We start from the raw sequence: 23,344 nt of genomic DNA, 5'->3' as shown, positions 1-23,344 counted from the left end.
CGTCTAGCGCCCCGGATAACAGATTATGGTGACTAACCTCAACCGAGCCCGGCCAACGGCTGCTGGGCCCCGAGGCTGGCGACAAAGTCCTGCAGCAACAGTTGGCTGAACGGGGTATCGCTAACCTGTTGTTGTTTAAGCTGATAAATTTGCTGTTTGGCCGGTTCCAACTCGCTGAGCCAGCTCAGGTAGCGCTGCATGATCGCCCCGTTAAACTCCGGGTGGAACTGGGTGGTCAGAGCGTTATCGCCGTAACGCAGGATTTGGCAGGCGTCCTGTTGCGAGCGGGCCAGCACTTCAGCCCCTGGCGGCGGCGTTAGTACGCTTTGCGCATGGATCAGGTTCACGTTGAAGCGCGCAGGCAGGGTGGCAAGACGTTTATCCGAGCGGGCAGCGGGTAATAATTCGATCTCGAGAGTGCCAACCTCCATGCCCTGCGGGTGGTAGCCCACCTCGCCGCCCAGCGCATAAGCCAGAAGCTGGTGGCCGTAGCACACGCCAAAGATCGGCAGATTGATTTGCATTGCCTGGCGCAACCATTCTGCCGCCCGTTCGCTCCAGGGAAGCCGTTCGGTCACCATCGCGGCTGAACCGGTGATCACCACGCCGCAGTAATCTTCCGGAGGCAATGGCGTCTCGCCGGCGAGAACGTGCACGATATGTACTCGATCTGCGGCGATATTCCCCTGTCGCAGGAACATCTGCTCAAAGTTGGCCTGCTCCTGCTGGATCATCTGCGGTGCATCACCGGTTTGCATCAACAACAGCGGTTTCATCTCATTCTCCGTCAGCGGGGAACACTACGCCGGTCTGGCGGCGGATCTCCGTCAGCAGGCTGGCGACGATCAGGGAATTTTCCAGGCCCTCATGCTCGACCTGCCGTTTTTCCACCAGTTCGGCAAACACTTGCGCTTCATACAGCATGGTATTGATGTGTTGTGGCTGGGTCAGCACCTGGCTATTTTCACCGCGCGGCGTCAGCACCACGCCTTGGGCTTCGGAGATTTTTTCGATCACCAGCGTACCTTCTTCGCCCTGGATCTCACTCGGAATGTCAGAGTTGCTGACCTTGGAATGGCTGATCACCACGTCAAAGTCACCATAGTTCAGGCACACGCTGCCGTGGGCATCGACCCCGGTATCGAGCAATGTTGCGCTAGCCAATACCGACTGCGGTGCACCAAACAGCGCCACGGTGCTGGCCACGCAGTAATAGCCAATGTCCATGATCGAGCCGTTGGAAAAGTGTGGATTGAAGGTGTTTGGATTTTCACCGGCCAGGTAACGGGGATAGCGAGAGGAGTATTGGCAATAGTTGATAAATGCCTTACGCAGTTTGCCAATCTTCGGCAATGCCTGTTGCAGGATAAGAAAATTGGGCAAGTGGGCGCTTTTGAACGCTTCAAACAGCACTACCTGATGTTCCCGTGCGCAGGCCACCAGTTGTTCCACTTCGCGCAGATTTGACGCCAGCGGCTTCTCGCAAATCACGTGTTTTTTATGGCTGAGGAATAGCAGAGATTGTTGGCAGTGCAGAGAGTTGGGGCTGGCAATATATACCGCATCAATCACGTCGGATTGCGCCAGCGCTTCCAGCGAGTCAAAGAAGTGTTCGACCGGATAGTTGGCGCCAAAGGCCTGCGCTTGTTCGAGCTTACGCGAATAGATGGCGGTCAGCCTCATCTTGCCGCTTTCGTGAGCCGCATCGATAAAACGTTCGGTGATCCAGTTGGTGCCGACAACAGCAAAGCGAATCATGGGTGACTCCAGTTTCCACAGGAAGATAGCTCAGGGGACCAGATTATCACGCCGCAAAGATTAGGCGAATATTTGCTTAAAAAGGCTGATTATTCATAGAGTTCACCAAACAAGGAGAGATGGGTCAGATACAGACGGGTATCAAACTCCAACTGGTGATAGCTGGGTTCCATATGGCAGCAAAGGCTGTAAAACGCCTTGTTGTGGTCTTTCTCTTTCAGGTGCGCTAATTCGTGGACCACGATCATGCGTAGGAAAGGTTCCGGGGCATTTTTAAACACCGTCGCCACGCGGATCTCGGCTTTGGCCTTCAGCTTGCCACCTTGCACCCGGGAAATGGCGGTATGCAGCCCCAAGGCGTGCTTCATCACCTGGATTTTGCTGTCGTAGGCCACCTTGCTCAGCGGTTGAGCATTACGCAGATACTGATTTTTCAGATCGACGGTAAACTGATAAAGCGATTTGTCGGTGGTGCAGCCATGAACCTGCGGATAGCGTTGCAACAAAACCTCGCCCAGACGCTGTTGCTGGATGAGTTGTTGCACCTGCATTTGCAGATGATCGGGGTAGCCTTGCAGGTAGCTCAGTTCAGACATGTTATTCAGTATTCAGTGGTAAACCGGGGTGAGCATTGTATGACGTTTTCTTGCTCAAATCCCTTAAAGGGTAATTAATCCCAAAAAACATTTTACTGCCGAGCGTTTTTAGGGGATAAACAGCCCAAATTTATCATTCAGGAGGGGCAATGAGCCAACTCGATCTGGGAACACAGCAACTTGAGCTGGAGCGTTATCCCCAACAGGAAGAAGCCACCCAGCTGCAGGCGTGGGAAGCGGCGGACGAATATCTGCTGCAACAGTTGGAAAATGTCGATATCGGTGAACGCCCGGTACTGATTTTCAACGACAACTTTGGCACGTTGGCTTGTGCTCTGCATGGTTATAAGCCTTACAGCATCAGCGATTCATACATGAGCCAGTTGGCGACGCGCCATAACCTCAAGCTCAATGAGCTCGATGTTGAGCAGGTCACCTTGCAAGACAGCCTGGCCGAACTGCCTGCCAACCCGGCGGTGGTATTGATCCGCATCCCGAAAGCGCTGGCGCTGCTGGAGCAGCAATTACGTGCCCTGCGTGACGTGGTGGCACCCGATACGCTGATCGTGGCGGGTGCCAAAGCGCGTGACGTGCATACCTCGACCATGCAAGTGTTTGAGCGGGTGCTAGGCCCAACCCGCACCAGCCTGGCCTGGAAAAAGGCCCGCCTGATTTATTGCCAGGTCGCTGACATCGTGCCACCGGCAGCGCCGGCAACCACCGACTGGCTGCTCGATGGCACGGACTGGCTGATCCACAACCATGCCAACGTGTTCTCACGCGGTAGCCTGGATATTGGCGCACGCCTGTTCCTGGAAAATCTGCCGAAGGATTTGCAGGGCCATATTGTCGATCTCGGCTGTGGCAACGGCATTATCGGGATGCGAGCTTTGGTGCAAAACCCGCAAGCGCAGATGACCTTCGTCGATGAGTCTTACATGGCGGTGGCTTCCAGCGAACTGAACGTGGAGCACAACCTGCCGCAGGAGATGGATCGCTGTCAGTTTGAAGTGAACAACTCGCTGGCGGGCATTGAGCGTGAAAGCCTGCAGGCGGTACTGTGCAACCCACCGTTCCATCAGCAGCATGCGATCACCGATCATACCGCCTGGCAGATGTTCTGCGACGCCAAGCGCTGCCTGCAAGTAGGTGGTGAGCTGTGGATCGTGGGCAACCGCCATCTGGATTACTACCAGAAGCTGAGGCGTTTATTCGGCAACTGCACCACCGTGGCCTCCAACCAGAAGTTCTTGATCCTCAAAGCGGTCAAGTCTGGCGCGCGCTATTGATGTAGGGGCGCAGCATTATACTGCGCCCGTCTAATCAATGGGTTACAGAGCCATTGCCAACCGCGTGCCCTGATCGATAGCGCGGCGGGCATCCAGCTCGGCAGCCACGTCGGCTCCGCCAATCAGATGCACCGTTTTCCCCATCTCCAGCAGCGGTTGCTGCAATTCACGGCGCGGTTCCTGCCCGGCACAAATTACCACCGTATCTACCGGCAAGCAGCTTTCCTGCTCGGCACGCAGGATATGCAGACCTTCGTCGTCAATGCGTTGATAGCTCACGCTATTGAGCATTTTCACGCCACGAAGCGCCAGGCTGGTGCGATGGATCCAACCGGTGGTTTTACCCAGGCCTTCACCCACCTTGCTGGTTTTGCGTTGCAACAGGAATATCTGGCGTGGTGAGGCTGGCACTTCCGGCCCTTGGGCGCTGAGGCCCCCGCGCTGCTCGAGCTGCGAATCGATCCCCCATTCGCGGTTAAACGCTGCCGGATCCAGGCTACTGGAGGTGCCGTGCTGGCTAAGGTATTCGGCGACGTCGAAGCCAATTCCCCCGGCCCCAATGATGGCGACCCGTTGCCCAACCGGCTTTTTATCACGTAAAACATCGAGATAGTTCACCACCTTGGCGTGCTCGATGCCCGCAATGGCTGGCATACGCGGCACGATGCCACAGGCCAGGATCACCTCATCGAAATCCGCCAGATCCTGCGGTTGCACCTGCTGCCCCAGCTTCAGCTCCACTTCATTGAGCGCCAACTGACGGCGGAAATAGCGCAACGTCTGGTGAAACTCCTCCTTGCCGGGGATTTGTTTGGCGATATTGAATTGGCCACCGATCTGCTCGGCGGCGTCAAACAGGGTTACCTGATGCCCACGGCTGGCGGCGGTGGTGGCAAACGCCAACCCGGCTGGCCCGGCCCCCACCACGGCCAATTTTTTAGGCGTTGCCGTGGCGATCAATGGCATTTCGGTTTCGCGACAGGCGCGAGGGTTGACCAGGCAGGAAGTGAGCTTGTGATCGAAAATCTGATCCAGACAGGCCTGATTGCAGCCGATGCAGGTGTTGATTTCGTCCGCACGGCCTTCTGCGGCTTTCTGCACGAACGCCGCATCCGCCAGGAACGGGCGTGCCATGGACACCATGTCGGCACAACCATCGGCCAACACCTGTTCCGCCACCGCAGGATCGTTGATGCGGTTGGTGGTGATCAGCGGGATCTTCACTTTGCCCATCAGCTTGCGCGTCACCCAACTGAACCCGGCGCGCGGCACCATGGTGGCGATGGTGGGAATACGTGCTTCGTGCCAGCCGATGCCGGTGTTGATCAGCGTTGCGCCAGCCTGTTCAATCGCCACGGCAAGCTGTTCGATCTCCTGCCAGCTGGAGCCATCCTCCACCAGATCGAGCATCGACAGGCGGTAGATCAGAATAAATTCTGGCCCGGTTGCCTCGCGCACGGCCCGCACAATTTCCACGGCGAAACGCATGCGGTTGCTGAAACTGCCGCCCCATTGGTCGATGCGCTGGTTGGTACGAGACACCAGGAACTGGTTAATCAGATAACCTTCAGACCCCATGACTTCCACGCCGTCATAGCCAGCCTGCTGAGCCAAAGCCGCGCAGTTGGCGAAGTCGGTAATAGTCTGTTCGACCTCTTGATGGGTGAGCGCTGCTGGGCTGAATGGGTTAATCGGTGCTTGCAGCGCAGAAGGAGCTACCGGCTGTGGCTGATAGCTATAGCGCCCGGTATGCAGGATTTGCAGGGCAATCTTGCCCCCAGCCTGATGGACTGCCTCAGTCACGATCCGGTGATGGGCAACCTGCTGTGGCTGGTTCAGAACCGATGCTCCACGATACACCACGCCTTTCTCATTAGGGGCAATACCGCCGGTCACGATCAGGGCGACACCGGCAGCGGCCCGCTCGGCATAGAATGCCGCCATACGCTCGGGGCCATCAGGCAGTTCTTCCAGGCCGGTGTGCATCGATCCCATCAGCACCCGGTTTTTCAGGGTAGTGAAGCCGAGATCCAGCGGCGCAAGCAGGTTGGGGTAAGCACGCATTGCAGTCTCCACAATATTTATCGTTATAGTTTTGACGACCACTCAAGTGGTCGGATGAGATAAATCTAGCCGTTGTTGGCGCACTTGGGAAACGCGGATGTGCTGAATGTGATAGACCTCATGTTTGCAATCGGTATAAAAGATCGGCTAACATCGGCTCGCTTTATCCCTTTTCTCTCTGCGGAGCCATTACCGAAAATGAACAACCACACCTGCTGATATCTGGCCCTATACCGAGCACGCCCGTGCCGTATGGGGATGTTTTGATTTCATACAGGAGTGTTTATGGCTCATTTTGCGCAGTCCCCTTATTTCGTTTTACATCAATTAACCTGTCAGTTTGCCAATGGCGAAACGCTGTTTGGCCCGCTTAATCTGGCCGTTGAACAGCAGCACTGTGGCCTGGTGGGGCGTAACGGCGTGGGAAAAACTCGCCTGCTACGTCTGATTGCCGGGCTGGATCAACCCGCCTCAGGCCATATTGAAACGCAGGCAACCTTTGCCTATGTGGCGCAGCAGCCGCACTTCACCGAACAGACAACCCTGGCAACGCTGCTGGGCTACGGCGAGGTGTTTGCCGCCCAGGCCCGTCTTGAGCAAGGTTGCCCACGGCTGGACGATATCGATCGTCTTGAGGGCCAGTGGGATCTGGGGGATCGCCTGAGCACGGTTTTTGCGGCGGCTAGATTGCCTGATTTTGACCCGCAACGGCCAGCCGGAGCGCTGAGTGGCGGCGAGCGTATGCGTGCGGCTTTGTGTGGTGCGTTAATGTCGGGGGCCGATTTCCTGTTGCTGGACGAACCGACCAATCACCTCGATAGCACGGGCCGCGAATGGCTGTATCAGCAATTGGCGCAGTGGCGTGGTGGCCTGTTGATTGCCAGCCACGATCGGCAACTGCTGGCACGGATGCAGCGGATCGTCGAACTGACTCCCGAAGCACTGCGCAGCTACGGCGGCAATTATCACGAATACCATCGGCTGCGGGAGCAAGAACAACAGGCGGCGCGTGCCCAACTGGAACATGCGGCGTTGGAAAGACGGCGCGTCCGCGCCCGCCAGCAGAAAGAACATGACAATTACCAGCGCCACTCCGCCCGTACGCTGAGAACCGTGGACTCGCTGAATATCGCCTCTTTTGAAAAAGCGGCCCTCAAAGGGGCTGCGCGCGACACGATGGGGACCCTGCGTAAACAGCATCAGGGGCAAAAGAACACACTGGATGAAGCAGTGCGCGAGGCGAGGGAACGGGTTGAAGAGGATAACCCGGTGATGCTGACCTTACCGGGCAGCACGGTGGCCGCAGGTAAGCAGGTGTTGGTACTGGAACAGTTACAGCTGCCGTTTGTCAGCTTGCCGCCGCTCGACTGGCGGATGGATGGCCCGATGCGCGTCGCCATCACCGGCCCGAACGGCTGTGGCAAATCCACGCTGTTGAAGGTGATCCTGGGGCAACTGGCTGCCAGCGCTGGTTACTGCCATTGCTCGGTATCGCTGGCCTATCTCGATCAAAACCTGTCCCAGCTCGATCTGACGCGTTCGGTGGTCGATCATCTGGGTTTACAGGATACCCCGCTGGCCGAAGGAGTATTGCGTAGCCAACTGGCGCAGCTGCAACTGAATGCCGACCGGGTCACGCTGCCGTTGGCGGCATTGAGTGGTGGAGAGCGGTTGAAAGCGGCGCTGGCCTGTGTGCTGTGGCGGCGTGAGCCTGCGCAACTCCTGCTGCTGGATGAACCGACCAACCATTTGGATCTGGCCTCATCGCAGGCAATTGAAGCGGCCTTGGCGGAGTTTCCTGGTGCGATGCTGGTGGTATCGCACGATGAGGACTTCTTACAGGCGCTGCGATTGACCCATCGTTTGTCTTGGTCGGCAGCGGGTTGGTGCTTTCAAGCAATGTAACCCCGCCTGAGGGGCCAAGCTGGGGAGTTTTTGGTATACTTAAGGTCATTTTGTGAGGTTTCGAGACAATGACTATGACTCCAGTGGCAACAGCAGCCGAGGTAATTTATTACAACGGCACTATCTTCACCGCAGATGCGGAAAATCGTGTTTGTAGTGCGTTGGCGATAGGGCAGGGATACATTCTTGCGGTAGGGACTGATGAGCAGGTGCTTGCGCTGGCGACCCCCACCACCGAACGCATCGATCTGCACGGTAAAATGATGATGCCGGGCCTGATCGACAGCCATATGCACCCATTCTGGGGGGGCAAACAGCTCAAGGGATGCAGCCTGCACTATGCGGCGCTGACGGTAGAGCAGACCTTGCAGCATATACAGGACCATCTGGATAAATATCCGGCTGGCGATGACGAATGGCTGACGGTGCGCGCCTGGCAGCGTCAGGCGATGATCCCGGTGGGGGCGGACATGAGCCGTGCGCTGCTGGACTCTCTGAACACCCGCCGCCCGGTAGCGTTGTTCGCTAACGATTGCCACACGCTGGCAGCTAACAGCCGTGCGCTGGAGGTGTTGGGCATTGATGAAAATACGCCAGTGCCGCCAGATGGCAAGATCGCCCGCGATGCCGATGGTCAACTGACCGGGATCCTGGAAGATGCTCCGGCCATGCGCGCCTTCGACAGCATTCCTTCCGGCACGGCGGAACAGAACGTGCAGGTGGCGGCTCATGTGCAGCAGGTACTGCATGAGCAGGGCGTAACCACGGTGATGGATACCCGCGTATTTGCGGAGCAACTGGAGGCTTTCGCCGTACTGCGCGATCGCGGTGAGCTGACCTTACGCGTGCTGGGGGCCAAAGAAGTCACGCCAGACAGCGTGCAAGGGCCGGAAGACGCTGCCCGTGCGGTGCAGGAAGTTGTCGCCTTTGCCGAACAGTGGAGCAGCCAGCCTTGGACGCCGCAGGCCGGGATCTCTGTTGACCATCTCAAGCTGTTCGTTGACGGCGTGTTGCAGCCACCGACCATGACGGCGGCGCTGCTGGAGCCTTACCGTGAACATCATGGGGAAGCCAAGAGTGAGCGTTATGGCGATCTCTACTTCACCACGCCGGTGCTGAACGCGCTGATCGTCGAGTGTGGCCGCGCTGGCCTGCATCCGCATACCCACACGGTAGGCGATGGCGCAATCGAGCAGGTGCTGGATGCGGTTGAGCTGATGCGAGCGGCCTGCCCGGGCAAGGATATCCGCCCAGGGTTGGCCCATAACGAACTGGTTGCGCCGCATCAGTATGCGCGTTTTGCCTCTTTGGCGGCAACGGCAGTGCTTTCGTTCCAGTGGGCCGGTTTACCGGGCGTACTGATCGATGAAGAGCGCGAGATGCTGGGTGAAGCCCGTTTCCCTCACCTGGAGCCCGCGGCACGCTTCCTGGATGCCGGTGCGCGGCTGGCCTATGGCAGCGACTGGCCAATCGATCGCCTGGATGAGTGGTATAACCTGCAGGTGGGGATGACCCGCCGCGCCTGGGATAGCGAAGGTAATCCTGCCGGGCCACGCCTGGACAACGATCGCGATCTGACCCTGATCGAAACGCTGCGCGCAGCCACCATCGATGCGGCCTATATGATCGCCAAAGAGCAGTATATTGGCTCGCTGGAAGTGGGCAAATTTGCTGATGCGATCGTCCTGCACCATAATCTGTTTGAGCAACCGGCAGAGAAACTGTACCAAACCCGCATCGAGCGGACGTTGGTGGGCGGGAAGATCAGCTATCAATCCTGATAGCAATGTGAATTAAGCGGTCATTTTTACCTGGAGGCGTTGCATGCAGCGCCTCGACAAATTCGGCAACATTGCCATGAAGGGTAATTTTTACCGCTTTTCCTCATCCTGCAAACAATAAATCAACGGGTTATGCCCCAGTTCTTTACCTATTGCCACCTGGTTTTCTGAAAGCGGATTGTTAGCTTCCCCGGCAGCCTAACTTGTGCCAGAATCCGTCCCCTTGTTTTTACCGCAGCGAATCAAATAGCCTATTGGGATTGGCCCTGAATAGCGCTGAGCTGCGCCAGGAGATGATACGGTAATGCCGCAAAACATTCGGTTGCAACGAGTTCTTAAAACCCCCGCCCTGGTTGCGTTTGGCCTTGCCTATATGGTGCCACTGGGCGTGTTTACCACCTACGGTCAGGTTACCGTGTTAAGCCAGGGCCACTTACCCATCGCTTATCTGGTTACCATCGTGACCATCCTGTTTACCGCCCTGAGCTATTGCCGGATGACCAACGCCATGCCGTTGGCAGGTTCGGCCTATTCCTACGTACAGCGCAGTTTTGGTGGTAAAACCGGTTTCCTGGTAGGTTGGGCGCAGATCCTCGATTATCTGTTCCTGCCGATGCTTAACTATCTGGTTTTAGGTATCTTCTTGCACGAGGCATTCCCGTCGATCCCTGCTTACGTGTTTATTCTTGGCTCCATTGCCAGCGTCAGCGCGCTGAATATTCTGGGCGTGCGCCTGCTTAGCTCGGTGAACTTCACGCTGATTGCCTTGCAGATGGTGTTCATCGTGCTGTTTATTGTACTGGCATTTAGCGAGGCCGATCTCAGCCCTGCGTCATTGATGAAACCGCTGTTGGTGGATGCTGGTGACTTCTCTGGTCTGATCGCCGGGGCTGCGGTGCTGTGCCTGGCCTTCCTGGGTTTTGACGCTATTGCCACCATGGCCGAAGAGGCCGCCGACGCCAAACGTACTCTGCCGCGCGCGATCCTGATCACCGTGATCTGTGCCGGTGGCATCTTTGTTGCCGTCTCCTACGCCGCGCATCTGGCCTATCCTGACTGGCAATCGCTGATCCCGCATCAGGACACCGCCAGCCTGATTATTTCGGAGCACGTGGGTGGCAAGTGGATGTACAACTTCTTTATGGCCACTTACCTCACTGGGGTGTATGCCTCCTCCATGTCTGCGCAAACCGGCGTCTCACGTATTTTCTACGCCATGGGGCGTGAAGGCGTATTGCCGCGCAAGGTGTTCTACCATCTGCACCCTCGTTTCCGCACCCCGTGGCGCGCGATCGTGTTTGTTGCCATCATCTCGCTGTTGGCGCTGTGGATGGATTTGAGCATGGTAGTGTCGATGATCAGCTTTGGCGCACTGGGGGCATTTACCTTCGTTAACCTCAGCGTGATCAAACACTTCCTGATTAACCAAAAACGCCGTGGGCTGAACGCGATGTTCAAATACGGCCTGCTGCCGCTGATTGGCTTCGGTATGTCGGTGTGGCTGTGGGTCAACCTGGATCCCGAAGCGCTGAAAGTGGGCTTCACCTGGCTGTTTGCCGGCTTTATTTATCTGCTGTGGCTGACCAAGGGGATGCGTCAGGATCCCCCATCCACCCAGGATGATATCAACCACCTGCTGGATTGATGGATTGCCCCTCACCCCAACCCTCTCCCACAGGGAGAGGGAGCTGTTAATCCCTGCACATTTGGTAGTTATTGAGGAACCTCAGCAAATTTTATCGCCCCCTCAGCCAAGGTGTGTCACTGAGTTTTCAGACTCACTCGATCGGTTCCCTCTCCCTGTGGGAGTGTACAGACCGGGGACATGGTAGACAGGTGTTCAAGGACATGGTGAACACTTTTTAACATCCTTTACCCATGATGATCGACCTATTTCTCAGGTCGATCATCCCCACTTTCGTGCTGTACCACCATACCTCGTAGTAGCCCTCTCTCTCACTTGCCTTCAGCCCGACATATTCACCGATAAAGGCCTTGCCCACTTTCAGGCTCATCCCTTTCAGGCTCAGTTTTCCACTGATATCCACTTTCCTGACCAAGACCCCCTCGTCATACTCGGCTGCCGCCGGATTGCCATTGTACTGTCGCGATGAAGGCTGATAACGGGACGCTGGCACCGCCATTGACAGGGCTTCGTGTGGGCGTTCCAGGTTGTAGGTATCTCGCCAGGCGTCGAACACCTCCTGCAACTGCGCGGCATGGGTAAACCACCGTCCCTGCAGGAGCTCTGCCTTCAGGCTGCGGTGGAAGCGCTCCAGCTTACCCTGAGTCTGAGGATGATAAGGCCGAGAGTGACCCACCCGGATACCCTGACGCATCAGCCACAGTTCCAGCGCGGTCCAACTGCCCGTCGTGTCGCCCCAGGGGGCACCATTATCCATGGTCATTCTCTCCGGCAAGCCATAACGTTCGAACACCGCTATCAACTGTGACTGCACGGTGACACGTCGCTCGTCCGGGCAGTGCGCCAGACAGAGCGAGAAGCGCGAATGGTCATCCAGCAAGGTCAGCGGATGACAACGCCCTTCGGCGAAGGGGAAGTGGCCTTTAAAGTCCATCTGCCAGAGTCGGTTCGGGGCGTCATGTTCAAAGCGTCCGACGGTGGGCGCCGGTGACGGACCGCCCGGTAGCAGGTCATGGCGGCGCATGAGGTTATGCACGGTGCTGGCGGCCGGTAACGTATGCCCCTGCATCTCGAGCCACCGCTTGAGCTTGCGTGCGCCCCACATCGGATGGGCCAGGTGTGCAGCGCGGAGATGTTGGACAACGGTGTCAGAGGTTCTGCTGGGGGAATGGTGTGGCGCTCGAGAACGTTCGTTCAGACCGGCGCGCCCATCAGAGTGCCAGCGATGTAACCACTTGTATGCGGTAGCAGGCGCTATGCCGAACTGACGGCATAGCGCACGGATATTAGCGCCTTCTTGCGAGGCGAAAAGCACAAACTCGGTACGTAATGACATGGCAGATCTCTCATCCCACGGCATAAGCAACTCCACTCAGAAGTACTCATACCTATGTTGTAAGTGTCTACCATGTCCCCGAACAAGTGTTCATGATGTCCCCGGTCTGTACAGGGAGAGGGTTAGGGTGAGGGGAACCTATACACTCCAACAACACGTCAAACGCCGCCGCCATCTGCTCTTCGGGCACGCAGGCAAAGCCCATCAACAGCCCGCGTCGCGCATTTGGTAGCATGTAATATCGTGACAACGCTCTTACCAGCACTCCACGTTCATTGGCTGCCGCAGCGATGGCGACATCGTCGGCATCATTTGGCAGGTTGAGCACCAGATGCAGCCCAGCGTTGCTGTTGAACTCGCTCAACGCCTGCTTACCCAGATGCTGTTCAATCAACGCGGTAAGGAACCCGCGCCGTTTGGCATACAATAACCGCATGCGGCGGATATGTGCCGTATAGTGGCCTTCCTGAATAAACTGCGCCAGCGCGGCCTGGATGAGCAAATGGCCACCACGATAAAGCTCGGCGTGAGCCGTTTTTAACTCGTCCATCAATGGCTTGGGAAGCACTACATAACCTAGCCGCAGGGCCGGATAGAGCGTTTTGCTGAAGGTGCCGATGTAGATCACCGGCGCATCGGCTTCCAACCCCTGCAGGGCCGGGATCGGTTGGCCGGAGAAGCGGAATTCGCTGTCATAATCATCTTCCACGATCCAGCCGCCAGCCGCACGGGCCAAAGCCAGCAGCCGTTGCCGACGTGCCAGGCTCATCACCGATCCCAACGGGTATTGATGCGAAGGAGTGACAAAAATCAGCCGTGGCAAGGCTGCCGGTTGTTCTGGTGGTACCATCCCGGCTTCATCCACCGCCCAAGGGCAGATATTGACGCCGTTCATGCGCAGGATATTGCGGATCCCCCAATAACCGGGTTCCTCGATCCAGGCGTCATCTCCTGGATTACACAGCATGCGAGTGACCAGATCGATCGCCTGATGAATGCCTTCGGTGATCAGGATCTGTTCCGGCGAGCAGCGCACCGAACGTGACACCCGCAGATAGTCCACCAGCGCATGCCGCAGCTCCGGGCTGCCGCCCTGGTTGCTGTAAGTCAAACGCTGTGAGGTTGGGCGGCGGCTGATACGAGCCTGGAGTTTGCTGAAGATGTGATGCGGGAATGCATTCACGTCGGGGACGCCGGGGAGAAAGGCTCCCCACTGTTTAGGGCTGGCGCTGGCGTGTTGCAGTAGCGTGGTGCCACGTTGTGACAGCTCGGCACGCCGTGGCTCGCCGTCACCGCCAATCGGCTGGCTGGCGGTGGATAAACAGCTGTCGGGTACCGTTTCTGCGACGAAGGTTCCACTTCCCTGGCGCGAAAACACATATCCTTCCGCCAGCAATTGTTCATAAACGGTTAAAACCGTATTACGTGAGAGACCCAGCTCTTGTGCCAGATCGCGTGAGGCCAGCAGGCGGCTGGAAGGGGGCAGGCTACCGTCCAGAATACTGGTACGAATGGCATTGTATAACCGCTTGTGCAGTTTATCATCGGGCTGCTCGCCGAGGCGTTGCAGCAGCAGATCACCACTCAATGAGCGCAATTGGATCCCTCAATTAATCGTAACTGGCACTCGATTATAGGGCCACATCAGGTGTAAATAAACGCAATGTTTCACGTTTGTGAACAAAACCGATAACTGGTCCCGCCCGGAGAGAACAGCATGAAAAACGCAGAACTGAATCAACGTCGTCTGGCCGCTACCCCAAGAGGGATTGGCGTGATGTGTGGTTTTTACGCCGAGCGTGCAGAAAATGCCACCCTGTGGGATGTAGAAGGCAATGAGGTGATCGACTTTGCCTCAGGCATTGCGGTGCTCAATACCGGCCACCGTCATCCCAAGGTGATCGCCGCCATTGAAAAGCAACTGCAGGCGTTTACCCATACGGCATACCAGATCGTGCCTTATGAGAGCTATATTTCGCTGGCAGAGCGTATCAACCAACGTGCTCCAATCGAAGGCACCTGTAAAACCGCCTTCTTCACCACCGGTGCAGAAGCGGTAGAAAATGCGGTGAAGATCGCCCGCGCATACACCGGGCGTCCAGGCCTGATCACCTTCGGCGGCGGATTCCATGGCCGTACCTATATGACCATGGCGCTGACGGGCAAAGTGGCCCCTTACAAGCTGGGCTTTGGCCCGTTCCCTGGCTCCGTGTTCCATGGCCAGTATCCGAATGCGTTATATGGCATCAGCACCGAAGATGCCATGAACAGCCTGGAGCGCATCTTTAAAGCCGATATCGATCCCAAGCAGGTTGCCGCGATAGTGCTGGAGCCGGTGCAGGGGGAAGGGGGCTTTAACGTGGCTCCGGCAGAATTCATGCAGGCGCTGCGTACGCTGTGTGACCAACACGGTATCCTGCTGATCGCCGATGAAGTGCAAACCGGCTTTGCCCGTACCGGCAAGCTGTTTGCAATGGACCACTATGCGGTGAAACCGGACCTGATCACCATGGCGAAGAGCCTGGCTGGCGGTATGCCGTTGTCTGCCGTGGCGGGCCGTGCTGACGTGATGGATGCCCCCGCACCTGGTGGCCTTGGCGGTACCTACGCCGGTAACCCATTAGCCGTTGCTGCCGCGCTGGCGGTCTTGGACGTGATTGAAGAAGAACAGCTGTGCCAACGCTCCCAGCGTTTGGGGCAACATTTGGTGGAAGTGCTGCAACAGGCACGCAGCCACTGCCCGGCGATTGTGGATATTCGCGTGCTGGGTTCCATGGTGGCAGTAGAATTCAACGACCCGGCAACCGGTAAACCGTCGCCGGAGTTTACCCGTCAGGTACAGCAAAAAGCCCAGGAAGAAGGACTGTTGCTACTCAGCTGTGGGGTGAACGGTAACGTGATCCGTTTCCTGTACCCGCTGACCATTCCTGATGCCCAGTTTAACCAGGCGCTGGCAATCCTTTCCCGCGCGCTGGCCCAATAAGGAGCAATATCCATGAAACTGCAAAATCCCGATCTGCTGCGTAGCCAATGCCTGATTAACGGTGAGTGGTGCGATGCCCGCAGCGGCAAACGTGAAGCCGTGATCAACCCGGCCAACGGTGTGGAGCTGACAACGGTGCCTCTGGTGAGCGCAGAGGAAACCCAGCAGGCAATTAACGCCGCACAGCAGGCACAAATCGGCTGGAAGCAACAGACCGCCAAGCAGCGTTCCGTATTGCTGCTGGCCTGGGCTGATAAAATCATGGCGGCTCAGGAAGATCTGGCGCAGCTGATGACCGCTGAGCAGGGTAAATCGCTGGCGGAAGCGCGTGGCGAAGTGGCCTATGCCGCCTCATTTATTACCTGGTTCGCCGAAGAGGCCAAGCGTGTCGACGGTGCCGTATTACAGGCCCCACAGGCTTCGCAACGTCTGGTGGTGGTGAAACAGCCGATCGGCGTCTGCGCGGCGATCACGCCGTGGAACTTCCCGGCAGCGATGATCACCCGTAAGGCGGCTCCTGCGCTGGCCGCAGGCTGCACTATGATCGTCAAACCGGCTGAGCAAACGCCGTTGACCGCATTGGCACTGGCCAAACTGGCGCAGGATGCCGGTATTCCAGCAGGCGTATTGCAGGTGGTAACCGGCGAAGCCGCACAGGTGGGTAAAGTGCTGTGTGACAGCCCGGTAGTGCGCAAGCTGAGTTTTACCGGCTCGACCGAGGTTGGGCGCATCCTGATGGCCCAATGTGCGCCAACCATTAAAAAGCTTTCGCTGGAACTGGGCGGCAACGCTCCGGTGATCGTGTTTGACGATGCCAATCTGGACGCGGCCGTTGCCGGTATTATGGCCTCCAAGTTCCGCAACAGCGGGCAGACCTGCGTTTGCGCCAACCGTATTTACGTGCAGGACGGCATCTACGATCGCCTGGTGGACAAGCTGGTGGCCGCAGTTGAGCAACTGAAAGTCGGTGATGGCACACAGGAAGGGACGACGCAGGGGCCGCTGATCGATGAGGCCGCAATAGAGAAAGTGCAGAGCCACATTGATGACGCACTGATCAAAGGGGCACAGATCGCCACCGGCGGGCAGCCGCATGCGTTGGGCCGTACTTTCTTCCAGCCGACGGTGGTTACCGGTGTGACCCAGCAGATGCGCTTTGCCAAAGAAGAAACCTTTGGCCCGGTTGCGCCGCTGTTCCGTTTCCATGACGAAGCGGAAGCTATCGCGATGGCCAACGATACCGAATTTGGCCTGGCCGCTTACCTGTTTACGCAAAACGCCGCTCGTCAATGGCGGGTGCCAGAGGCGTTGGAATACGGCATGGTGGGTATCAATACCGGTTTGATCTCCAACGAGGTAGCGCCTTTCGGCGGTATCAAACAGTCTGGGCTGGGGCGCGAAGGCTCTCGCTACGGTATTGAAGAATATCTGGAACTGAAATATCTGTGCATTGACGTGAGCTGTTAACCCTCAAGACTTGAACGCTCCCCGGTGGCCTACGCTGGGGAGCGCTTCCTCCGAGCAAGAAGTGATGTTTCTCACCGTTGAGAACGGCGGCGTCGTGGCCGCCGGTTTTTTTAGCTCCGCATTTTCTCTGGTAATGCCAACCACGCCTGCACCGATGGGCGCTGCCACTGTTTTTGTGCATAGTGGCGCAGCGGTTCCGGTACCTGATCGCCATGCATCACCAGCCGGTTGAGCATCAGGGCCAGGTCGGTATCGGCGATGCACCATTCCTGGAACAGATGATCCTGGCCATGGCTCAGTAACTTTTCCGCCGCAGTCAGCAGTTTGTTGGTTGCCCGTTGGGCATCTGCACTCAATGGGGCAAATTTGACCGCGCTGAAAATCACCTCGGTTGGGCGTTCGGCCCGCAGCGGTAAAAGATCGCTACGTAACCATGCCTGGATCTCACGGGCTTTGGCGCGCTGTTTGATGTCACGCGGGTAGAGCGGATGGGCTGGGTGGAGTTCTTCCAAATATTCCTCAATGGCGGAAGACTCGGAAAGCTGGAAGCTGCCCATCACCAACGTCGGCACCCGCAGCGTTAACGACAGGCTGCCGTAGGCCTGGCTTTGCTGTTCTCCCAGTGAGAGATCTACCGGCTTGACGGTAAACGGCATGCCTTTCTCCGTGAGCGCCACAAAGGTCGACATGGCATAGGGGCTGAAAAAGTTGCTATCAGTGTAGAGAACAGTGGCCGATGAGTTCATACGGATCCTTGGGGATGGGAAAGGTATTTGGGATCATTGGCGAACGGCGTAATAAAATCAAGGCGATGGCCAATGATTAAGCGTAATGGCGTATTAGGCCTAGTAATACCTTAATTGGCTTTCAAGCCGGTTTTGTTGATTTGTGAAGGGGATACTCAGTGATTAATTCTATCGCTTATCGGCAGCAAAATAGACTTCCTCCCCAGCTCGTTTTCCAACGGCGATCACCAATAGAACAATTTCATTATCACGTACTTCATAAACCAACCGATAGCCTGATGAGCGCAGTTTGATTTTGTAACGGTTCGGGCGGCCACTTAGGCGGGATGCCGGCACATGCGGGTTTTCTAAACGCTCGGCCAGCTTCTTTTTCAGTTGTTCCCGAACGGGATAACCTAGCTTTTCCCATTCCTTCAGTGCGCGCTTTTCAAATTTGAGCTTATAAGTCATTAAGATCTACGCTCACAAACTCCGCATCTTCCATGCGTTCATCTGCAATACGGTTTAATTCTGCATCTTCGGCAAGCTCCCGATAGTATGCATACAGCTCAGGGGGCACGCAGTAGAAAGCCGGTTCGTTACGATTCAGGATGGCAACCGCTTCACCTTCTCCGTCTGCAACGGTTCCCATCGGGTTCTTTTTCAGGTCGGTGATGCTGGCAGCGATAGTGGTTAAAATTTGAAAGGCCATGGTGATCTCCTGTTTGGAATATCGACAATAGCACCTTTAAAAGTGCTATTCAATGACCTATTCGTCAATCATCACTGACCAGGATTATCCCCAGCCGATCGATTAGCCCAACGACCTGCTGACTATCCAGCTGTACCCCCTCCAGATCAACCTGGCGGATATCCATCTCCCCCAGCTCTGCGCCGGTCAGATTGCAGTGGTTGAAGGTGGCGGCCCGCCAGTCAAACTGGTTGAACTCCCCGCCGGACAGATCGGAGCCAATAAAGCTGGCACCCAGCACGTTAGCGCCACTCCAGCGATTTTCCCACAGCTCACATTTCTCCAGTACCACCTTGGAGAAATTGCTGTAGCTCAGATTGCTTTTGATGATAAAGGCGCTGCAAAAATAGCTGCGCTGAGAAATCATGTTCATGAAGCTGGCGCCACGAAAATCGGCCCCCTGTGCCTTGCATTCGCGGATCTCCAGGCCGAGGGCCTGGGCATTTCTGAAATCGGCCAGCGAGAGATCGCAGCTTTTAAAGCTGGCATCTTTCAACACCGCGCGGCTGAAGTTGCAGCCGAGTTGGGTCTCTTCGTCATAGAAAACGCAGCCGATAAACTGGGTATCGGTCAAATCGGCGCCGGAGAAATCGCAGTTCAGAAACTTGCCATTGGTGATGGTTTCACCGCGGAATTGATCATGGGCAATTTTGACGGATTGCAGCAGTAAAGGTTGCATATAATTACCTGTTTTTTTATACAGCTCATGGTGATACTACCTGAGGAAGACAGGGAAGGGAAATAGCGTGTAAGACAGCCATGTTGCTTGATGGCCACGGGCTTTTTAAATAGCGGTCTGTGCTCTCATTGCCTTAACTCTTTCTTAAGCTTATATCGCTACACTGCTCATTATCAGTCAAAGGGGCGCGATTATGAGTATACATATCCAGGCACCGTACCAGCTGTCGTTTGCTGAGGATCATGACCATAGGGCCTTATTGCAGGCTTATATACAGCACGAATACGGTCGGCAGTTTAATGCGCTCATTCCTCACTTTCTGCCTTACCTGTTAGGTATGTACCGCGCTGACGGCGTTCTGGTTGGTGCCTGCGGTCTGAACCGTGCTGATAATGCGCCGCTGTACCTTGAGCGTTATCTGGATGCGCCGATTGAAGAGGTGGTCGCCACTCAGACGGGAACAATCTTGCCACGTAACCGCCTGGTTGAAATAGGAAACTTTGCCTGCTCTGAATCTGGAAATGCCCGGATCATGTTTGCGGCAATTTGTCGGCTACTCTGCGAAAACCAACTCGACTATGTGGCATTTACCGGGACCAAAAAGTTGAGAAATATCTTCCACCGGTTGCACCTGACCCCTCTGGAACTGGCCCCTGCATTGCCGGATCGAATGGGTGAGGATGCTCAGGCCTGGGGAGAATATTATCAGGGGCAGCCCTGCGTCATGGTTGGCGATCTTAAACAAGGCCGCCAAATTCTGAGTGAAACCAGCTTATTGCTTTCATTGTTTGGCCCCATGCCGGATATATTTCCCGTGCAAATGAGCGTGCAGCTATGATCCTTTTTGAGCGTATTGAACACATTGCGGTGACAGATGGCTCTCGCCCTGCGTTATGTGATAGTCAGCACAGCATCAGTTACGCTGATTTATTGCGGCAAACCACCTCTCTGGCTGAGCAACTCAGTAATGAGAAAATATCGCGGCTGGCCCTGTTTTTGAATAATGGCCTGGAGTGGGCCATGATCGATCTGGCTTGCCTGTTAGCCAATATTGTCATTATACCGGTGCCCGTTTTTTTCAGTGCTGAACAGCAAGACTGGTTGCTGGAAAGTAGCGGTGCCGATGCCTTGATTGGGCCTGCCCGGCAAGGGTGGATAACGATCCCTTTCCTTGATTACCCTTTGCAACGTCGGCAGCCACTCTCTGTTGCTGAATTACCCGCTAATACGGCCAAAATCACCTATACATCAGGGACAACCGGGCATCCCAAAGGGGTATGTCTGAGTCAGGAGCATTTGATGCAGGTCAGCCTGGCGCTTGCCGAGCGGGTTGCTGCGGCAAACATACAGCAGCATCTGACCTTGCTGCCACTGTCGACCTTGCTTGAAAACATTACCGGGCTCTATGTTCCGTTGCTCAGTGGCGTATGCAGCCGTATCCCCTCGCTGGCTGAAGTGGGACTGACAGGATCTAGCCAGTTCTCCGCTCAGATCCTGGCCCAAGCCATTGCACAATGGCGGCCGCACAGCCTGGTATTGGTGCCTGAATTGCTGCGTCTATTCGTCATGTTATGCACCCAGAACCCAGGGCTTGCGGAGAGCCTGCGTTTTGTCGCCGTCGGCGGGGGAAAAGTTGCTGCGGATATAGTGGTTAAATCGCACCAGTTGGGTTTGCCGGTTTTTGAAGGGTATGGCTTATCAGAATGCGGCTCGGTTGTTGCTCTCAATGCGCCGGGGCGCGCTTTGCCTGGCTCGGTGGGTGAACCACTACCGCACTGCCAGATAGCCATCGCACCGGATGGGGAGATCTTGATTTCTGGCGCGACAATGCTGGGATATCTGGGGGAACCCGCTGCAAAACCCCCGGTGGCAACCGGCGATCTCGGTCATTTTGATGCCCAAGGCTTCCTTCATATCACTGGCCGCAAAAAGAATATTCAGATCACCGCCTTTGGCCGCAATTTTTCACCGGAATGGATTGAGGCGGAAGCGCAGCTTTTTCCGGCAATATCCCGGATGGTCATCTTTGGTGATGGATTACCCGTAAATGTTGCGCTGATCCAAGTGACACCCGGTTATGAAAGTAGCCTTGCCGATCAGCTATGCCAACTTAATGGGAGGCTACCTGATTATGCACGGATCCATCATTATTTTTTGGCACAGTTAACGGTTGAAAACGGTTTATTAACCACTAATGGACGTCCGAAAAGACAGCAGATTCTGTCCACCTATCATACACGTATTCATCAGTTAATCGCGGGAGATACCCTATGAGTTTTTATCAATTATTACAGCGAGAGACGGCGGTGGACAGAGAGAAGCTCCTTTCCGCCCCGGTCATAGAGGCTTGCCGCTGCGGAAATATTAATGCTGAAATGTATATCGCCTTTTTGACACAGGCTTTTTATCACGTCAGCCATACCGTGCCTTTATTGATGACTGCGGGGGGCCGGATGAACTCAGAGTATGAATGGGTTCGCGGAGCCATTGCCGAATATATTGATGAAGAGTATGGCCATCAGGAATGGATATTAAATGATATCAGAACGTGCGGCGGAGATGCCGAGGCGGTTCGTCATGGTCAGCCGGTATTGGCAATCGAGTTGATGATTGCATTCCTCTACGACCACGTCTCTCGCCTCAACCCGATGGGTATTTTCGGTATGGTACATGTCCTTGAGGGCACCAGCGTCGCCATTGCTACCACCGTTGCCGAGCAGCTCAAGCAGGGCCTGGGATTACCGGAGAAAGCCATGAGCTATCTCAGCTCGCATGGTGAACTGGACAAAGAACATCTGGCCTTTTTTGCTTCATTAATGGACCAGGTGGAAAAAAGTGAAGATCGTGCCGCGATTATCCATACTGCCAAAGTGGTCTACCAACTTTATGGCGACATGCTGCGTGGGCTGATGGAGCCAGCGCAATGAGGCTCAACAACAGCCGTATTTTGCTTACCGGTGCCAGCGGTGGTATTGGCCAGGCACTGGCTCATGCTTTGGCAAAGCAGGGGGCTTGTCTGATATTACATGGGCGTAATGAAACGGCGCTCACCACGCTGGTTAATACATTACCCCACCCGGAAAATCATCAGGTTTGGATCGCCGATCTTGGCGATTTTACGCAATTGACAAAGCAAGCTGAGCTACTTTTCCAACAGCAGAATATTGATATCCTGATCAATAATGCCGGCGCCAATCATTTTGCCTGGCTTGAGGATCAAAGCGAACAACAAATAATACAGCAGTTAGCCATAAATATTCAGGCTCCAATATTACTGACCCGGGTTTTGCTACCTTATATAGACCGACCCGGCATCATTATGAATATCGGTTCCAGCTTTGGCAGTATTGGTTATGCTGGCTATAGCGTGTATTGCGCTAGCAAGTTTGCTCTGCGTGGTTTCAGTGAAGCTCTCGGCAGGGAACTTGCCGGCTCATCGATAAACGTGCTCTATTTTGCCCCCCGGGCGACACAAACCACGCTTAACTCTGCGGCTGTTAATGCCATGAATGCTGAATTAGGCACCAAAAGTGACAGCGCAGAAAGGGTCGCTGATGAGGTGATTGTTGCGCTGAACAAACAGATAAAACGACGATGGCTGGGATGGCCAGAGCGGTTCTTTGTCAAACTGAATGCACTGTTCCCCGCAGTGGTCGATAAAGCGCTGGCTAAACAGTGGCATATTATTGCCCGCCATGCCAAAGCTGCCCTTGAGAAGAAGGACTCACGATGAAAAAGTTATTGTTGGTGTTGACGCTCTTTGGTAGTACAACCGCTATTGCCCAGAGTGATTTGGCCGATATTCAGAACCAATGGGCGGTTTGCCAGTATCAGGTGGCGGCGAAACAGAAAGAAAGCTGTCTGGAGCAACTTAGCGCCGTTGCGGATAAAGCCAGTTCAGCTAACGGTTCACGCGCAGATCTGCTGATCTGGTCTGCGATCGTCAAGAGTAGTTGGGCCGGTGAGAAGGGGGGGCTGGGGGCTTTGGAACTGGCCAAACAGGCGAAAATGAAGCTGGAACTGGCAATAAAGTTGGATGCCAAGGCGCTGGACGGCTCCGCCTATACCAGTCTAGGCGCCCTCTATTATCAGGTTCCTGGCTGGCCGATTGGTTTTGGTGATGACAAGCAGGCTGAGTTGTTGTTGAAACAGGCTTTACAGATTAATCCAACGGGTATCGATCCCAACTATTTCTACGGTGACTTTCTTATAGATCAAGGGCATAAGGCACAGGGCAAGCTCTACTTACAGAAAGCACTGGCGGCTCCGGCCCGTCCAGGCAGAGAATTAGCCGATAAAGGCCGCCATCAGGACATTCAACAACGACTCGATAAACTTTGAGACTACGGGTCCATAAAGGGAAAC

Annotated in this window: 21 protein-coding genes; 11 read left to right on the top strand and 10 right to left on the bottom strand. The window is 55.6% G+C overall.

Annotated features, from left to right (window positions below; translation table 11 throughout):
- Positions 1 to 38: 38 nt before the first annotated feature.
- From KGP26_RS24855 to KGP26_RS24845, 3 genes are all read right to left on the bottom strand, one after another.
- Positions 39 to 776 carry a glutamine amidotransferase gene (locus tag KGP26_RS24855; protein WP_209529531.1) on the bottom strand — a complete coding sequence of 246 codons (738 nt, stop codon included), beginning with the start codon at positions 774 to 776 and terminating at the stop codon, positions 39 to 41.
- Position 777: 1 nt separating this feature from the next.
- Positions 778 to 1,758, bottom strand: coding sequence for a Gfo/Idh/MocA family protein (locus KGP26_RS24850; RefSeq protein ID WP_021806930.1), 981 nt, complete (start codon positions 1,756 to 1,758; stop codon positions 778 to 780).
- Between the two features lie 89 nt (positions 1,759 to 1,847).
- Positions 1,848 to 2,354 carry a M48 family metallopeptidase gene (locus KGP26_RS24845; RefSeq protein ID WP_021806929.1) on the bottom strand — a complete coding sequence of 169 codons (507 nt, stop codon included), beginning with the start codon at positions 2,352 to 2,354 and terminating at the stop codon, positions 1,848 to 1,850.
- A gap of 149 nt (positions 2,355 to 2,503) precedes the next feature.
- Between KGP26_RS24845 and rlmG the strand changes: the two genes are divergently transcribed.
- On the top strand, positions 2,504 to 3,643 hold the full coding sequence (gene rlmG / locus KGP26_RS24840) for a 23S rRNA (guanine(1835)-N(2))-methyltransferase RlmG (RefSeq protein WP_179252920.1): 1,140 nt from the start codon (positions 2,504 to 2,506) through the stop codon (positions 3,641 to 3,643).
- A 42-nt stretch (positions 3,644 to 3,685) separates the two neighbouring features.
- Here the strand turns inward: rlmG and KGP26_RS24835 are convergent, their stop codons facing one another.
- The gene (locus KGP26_RS24835; RefSeq protein ID WP_223664714.1) at positions 3,686 to 5,707 is read right to left on the bottom strand and encodes an NADPH-dependent 2,4-dienoyl-CoA reductase; all 2,022 of its coding nucleotides are present in this window, start codon (positions 5,705 to 5,707) and stop codon (positions 3,686 to 3,688) included.
- A 285-nt stretch (positions 5,708 to 5,992) separates the two neighbouring features.
- Between KGP26_RS24835 and KGP26_RS24830 the strand changes: the two genes are divergently transcribed.
- The 3 genes from KGP26_RS24830 (at position 5,993) to KGP26_RS24820 (ending at position 11,038) form a co-directional block, all read left to right on the top strand.
- The gene (locus tag KGP26_RS24830; RefSeq protein WP_209523667.1) at positions 5,993 to 7,612 is read left to right on the top strand and encodes an ABC-F family ATP-binding cassette domain-containing protein; all 1,620 of its coding nucleotides are present in this window, start codon (positions 5,993 to 5,995) and stop codon (positions 7,610 to 7,612) included.
- 74 nt (positions 7,613 to 7,686) lie between these two features.
- Positions 7,687 to 9,393: an amidohydrolase gene (locus KGP26_RS24825; RefSeq protein WP_223665690.1), complete on the top strand. Its 1,707-nt coding sequence runs from the start codon at positions 7,687 to 7,689 to the stop codon at positions 9,391 to 9,393.
- A 304-nt stretch (positions 9,394 to 9,697) separates the two neighbouring features.
- Positions 9,698 to 11,038 carry an APC family permease gene (locus tag KGP26_RS24820; protein ID WP_021806924.1) on the top strand — a complete coding sequence of 447 codons (1,341 nt, stop codon included), beginning with the start codon at positions 9,698 to 9,700 and terminating at the stop codon, positions 11,036 to 11,038.
- A 217-nt stretch (positions 11,039 to 11,255) separates the two neighbouring features.
- Here the strand turns inward: KGP26_RS24820 and KGP26_RS24815 are convergent, their stop codons facing one another.
- The gene (locus KGP26_RS24815) at positions 11,256 to 12,410 is read right to left on the bottom strand and encodes an IS481 family transposase (protein WP_371824926.1); all 1,155 of its coding nucleotides are present in this window, start codon (positions 12,408 to 12,410) and stop codon (positions 11,256 to 11,258) included.
- A 31-nt stretch (positions 12,411 to 12,441) separates the two neighbouring features.
- Positions 12,442 to 13,971 (bottom strand): PLP-dependent aminotransferase family protein, encoded by a 1,530-nt coding sequence (locus KGP26_RS24810; protein ID WP_223664713.1) that lies wholly within the window; start codon positions 13,969 to 13,971, stop codon positions 12,442 to 12,444.
- 120 nt (positions 13,972 to 14,091) lie between these two features.
- Between KGP26_RS24810 and KGP26_RS24805 the strand changes: the two genes are divergently transcribed.
- A complete protein-coding gene (locus KGP26_RS24805; protein WP_223664712.1) occupies positions 14,092 to 15,357 on the top strand; it encodes a 4-aminobutyrate--2-oxoglutarate transaminase in 1,266 nt (421 codons plus the stop codon).
- A gap of 12 nt (positions 15,358 to 15,369) precedes the next feature.
- Positions 15,370 to 16,824, top strand: coding sequence for an NAD-dependent succinate-semialdehyde dehydrogenase (locus KGP26_RS24800; RefSeq protein ID WP_021180637.1), 1,455 nt, complete (start codon positions 15,370 to 15,372; stop codon positions 16,822 to 16,824).
- A 110-nt stretch (positions 16,825 to 16,934) separates the two neighbouring features.
- Here the strand turns inward: KGP26_RS24800 and yfcF are convergent, their stop codons facing one another.
- The 4 genes from yfcF to KGP26_RS24780 form a co-directional block, all read right to left on the bottom strand.
- Positions 16,935 to 17,570: a glutathione transferase gene (yfcF, locus tag KGP26_RS24795; RefSeq protein ID WP_218520259.1), complete on the bottom strand. Its 636-nt coding sequence runs from the start codon at positions 17,568 to 17,570 to the stop codon at positions 16,935 to 16,937.
- Positions 17,571 to 17,738: 168 nt separating this feature from the next.
- Positions 17,739 to 18,020, bottom strand: coding sequence for a type II toxin-antitoxin system RelE/ParE family toxin (locus KGP26_RS24790; protein ID WP_021806920.1), 282 nt, complete (start codon positions 18,018 to 18,020; stop codon positions 17,739 to 17,741).
- Positions 18,010 to 18,261, bottom strand: coding sequence for a type II toxin-antitoxin system Phd/YefM family antitoxin (locus KGP26_RS24785; protein ID WP_021806919.1), 252 nt, complete (start codon positions 18,259 to 18,261; stop codon positions 18,010 to 18,012). The genes KGP26_RS24790 and KGP26_RS24785 overlap by 11 nt, the downstream gene beginning before the upstream one ends.
- A gap of 64 nt (positions 18,262 to 18,325) precedes the next feature.
- Entirely contained in the window at positions 18,326 to 18,979 is a 654-nt protein-coding gene (locus tag KGP26_RS24780) for a Qnr family pentapeptide repeat protein (RefSeq protein WP_021806918.1), read from the bottom strand.
- A gap of 193 nt (positions 18,980 to 19,172) precedes the next feature.
- Here KGP26_RS24780 and KGP26_RS24775 point away from each other — a divergent pair, with 193 nt between their 5' ends.
- The 5 genes from KGP26_RS24775 to KGP26_RS24755 are packed head-to-tail and all read left to right on the top strand — an operon-like array spanning position 19,173 to position 23,320.
- A complete protein-coding gene (locus KGP26_RS24775) occupies positions 19,173 to 19,817 on the top strand; it encodes a thermostable hemolysin (protein ID WP_021806917.1) in 645 nt (214 codons plus the stop codon).
- Complete coding sequence (locus KGP26_RS24770; protein ID WP_094983167.1) at positions 19,814 to 21,253, top strand: AMP-dependent synthetase/ligase; 1,440 nt, start codon at positions 19,814 to 19,816, stop codon at positions 21,251 to 21,253. Before KGP26_RS24775 ends, KGP26_RS24770 begins: the two co-directional genes overlap by 4 nt.
- Positions 21,250 to 21,906, top strand: a complete 657-nt coding sequence (locus tag KGP26_RS24765; RefSeq protein WP_021180630.1) for a TenA family transcriptional regulator — start codon at positions 21,250 to 21,252, stop codon at positions 21,904 to 21,906. Before KGP26_RS24770 ends, KGP26_RS24765 begins: the two co-directional genes overlap by 4 nt.
- Complete coding sequence (locus KGP26_RS24760) at positions 21,903 to 22,712, top strand: SDR family oxidoreductase (protein WP_059201891.1); 810 nt, start codon at positions 21,903 to 21,905, stop codon at positions 22,710 to 22,712. Before KGP26_RS24765 ends, KGP26_RS24760 begins: the two co-directional genes overlap by 4 nt.
- Complete coding sequence (locus KGP26_RS24755) at positions 22,709 to 23,320, top strand: hypothetical protein (RefSeq protein ID WP_021180628.1); 612 nt, start codon at positions 22,709 to 22,711, stop codon at positions 23,318 to 23,320. Before KGP26_RS24760 ends, KGP26_RS24755 begins: the two co-directional genes overlap by 4 nt.
- Positions 23,321 to 23,344: the final 24 nt, after the last annotated feature.

Origin of the sequence: Serratia sp. JSRIV002, assembly GCF_019968725.1 — a bacterium.
Taxonomy (GTDB): domain Bacteria; phylum Pseudomonadota; class Gammaproteobacteria; order Enterobacterales; family Enterobacteriaceae; genus Chania; species Chania fonticola_B.
Note: the sequence above shows the minus strand (reverse complement) of the source record. Positions and strands in the feature narration are given on the sequence as shown.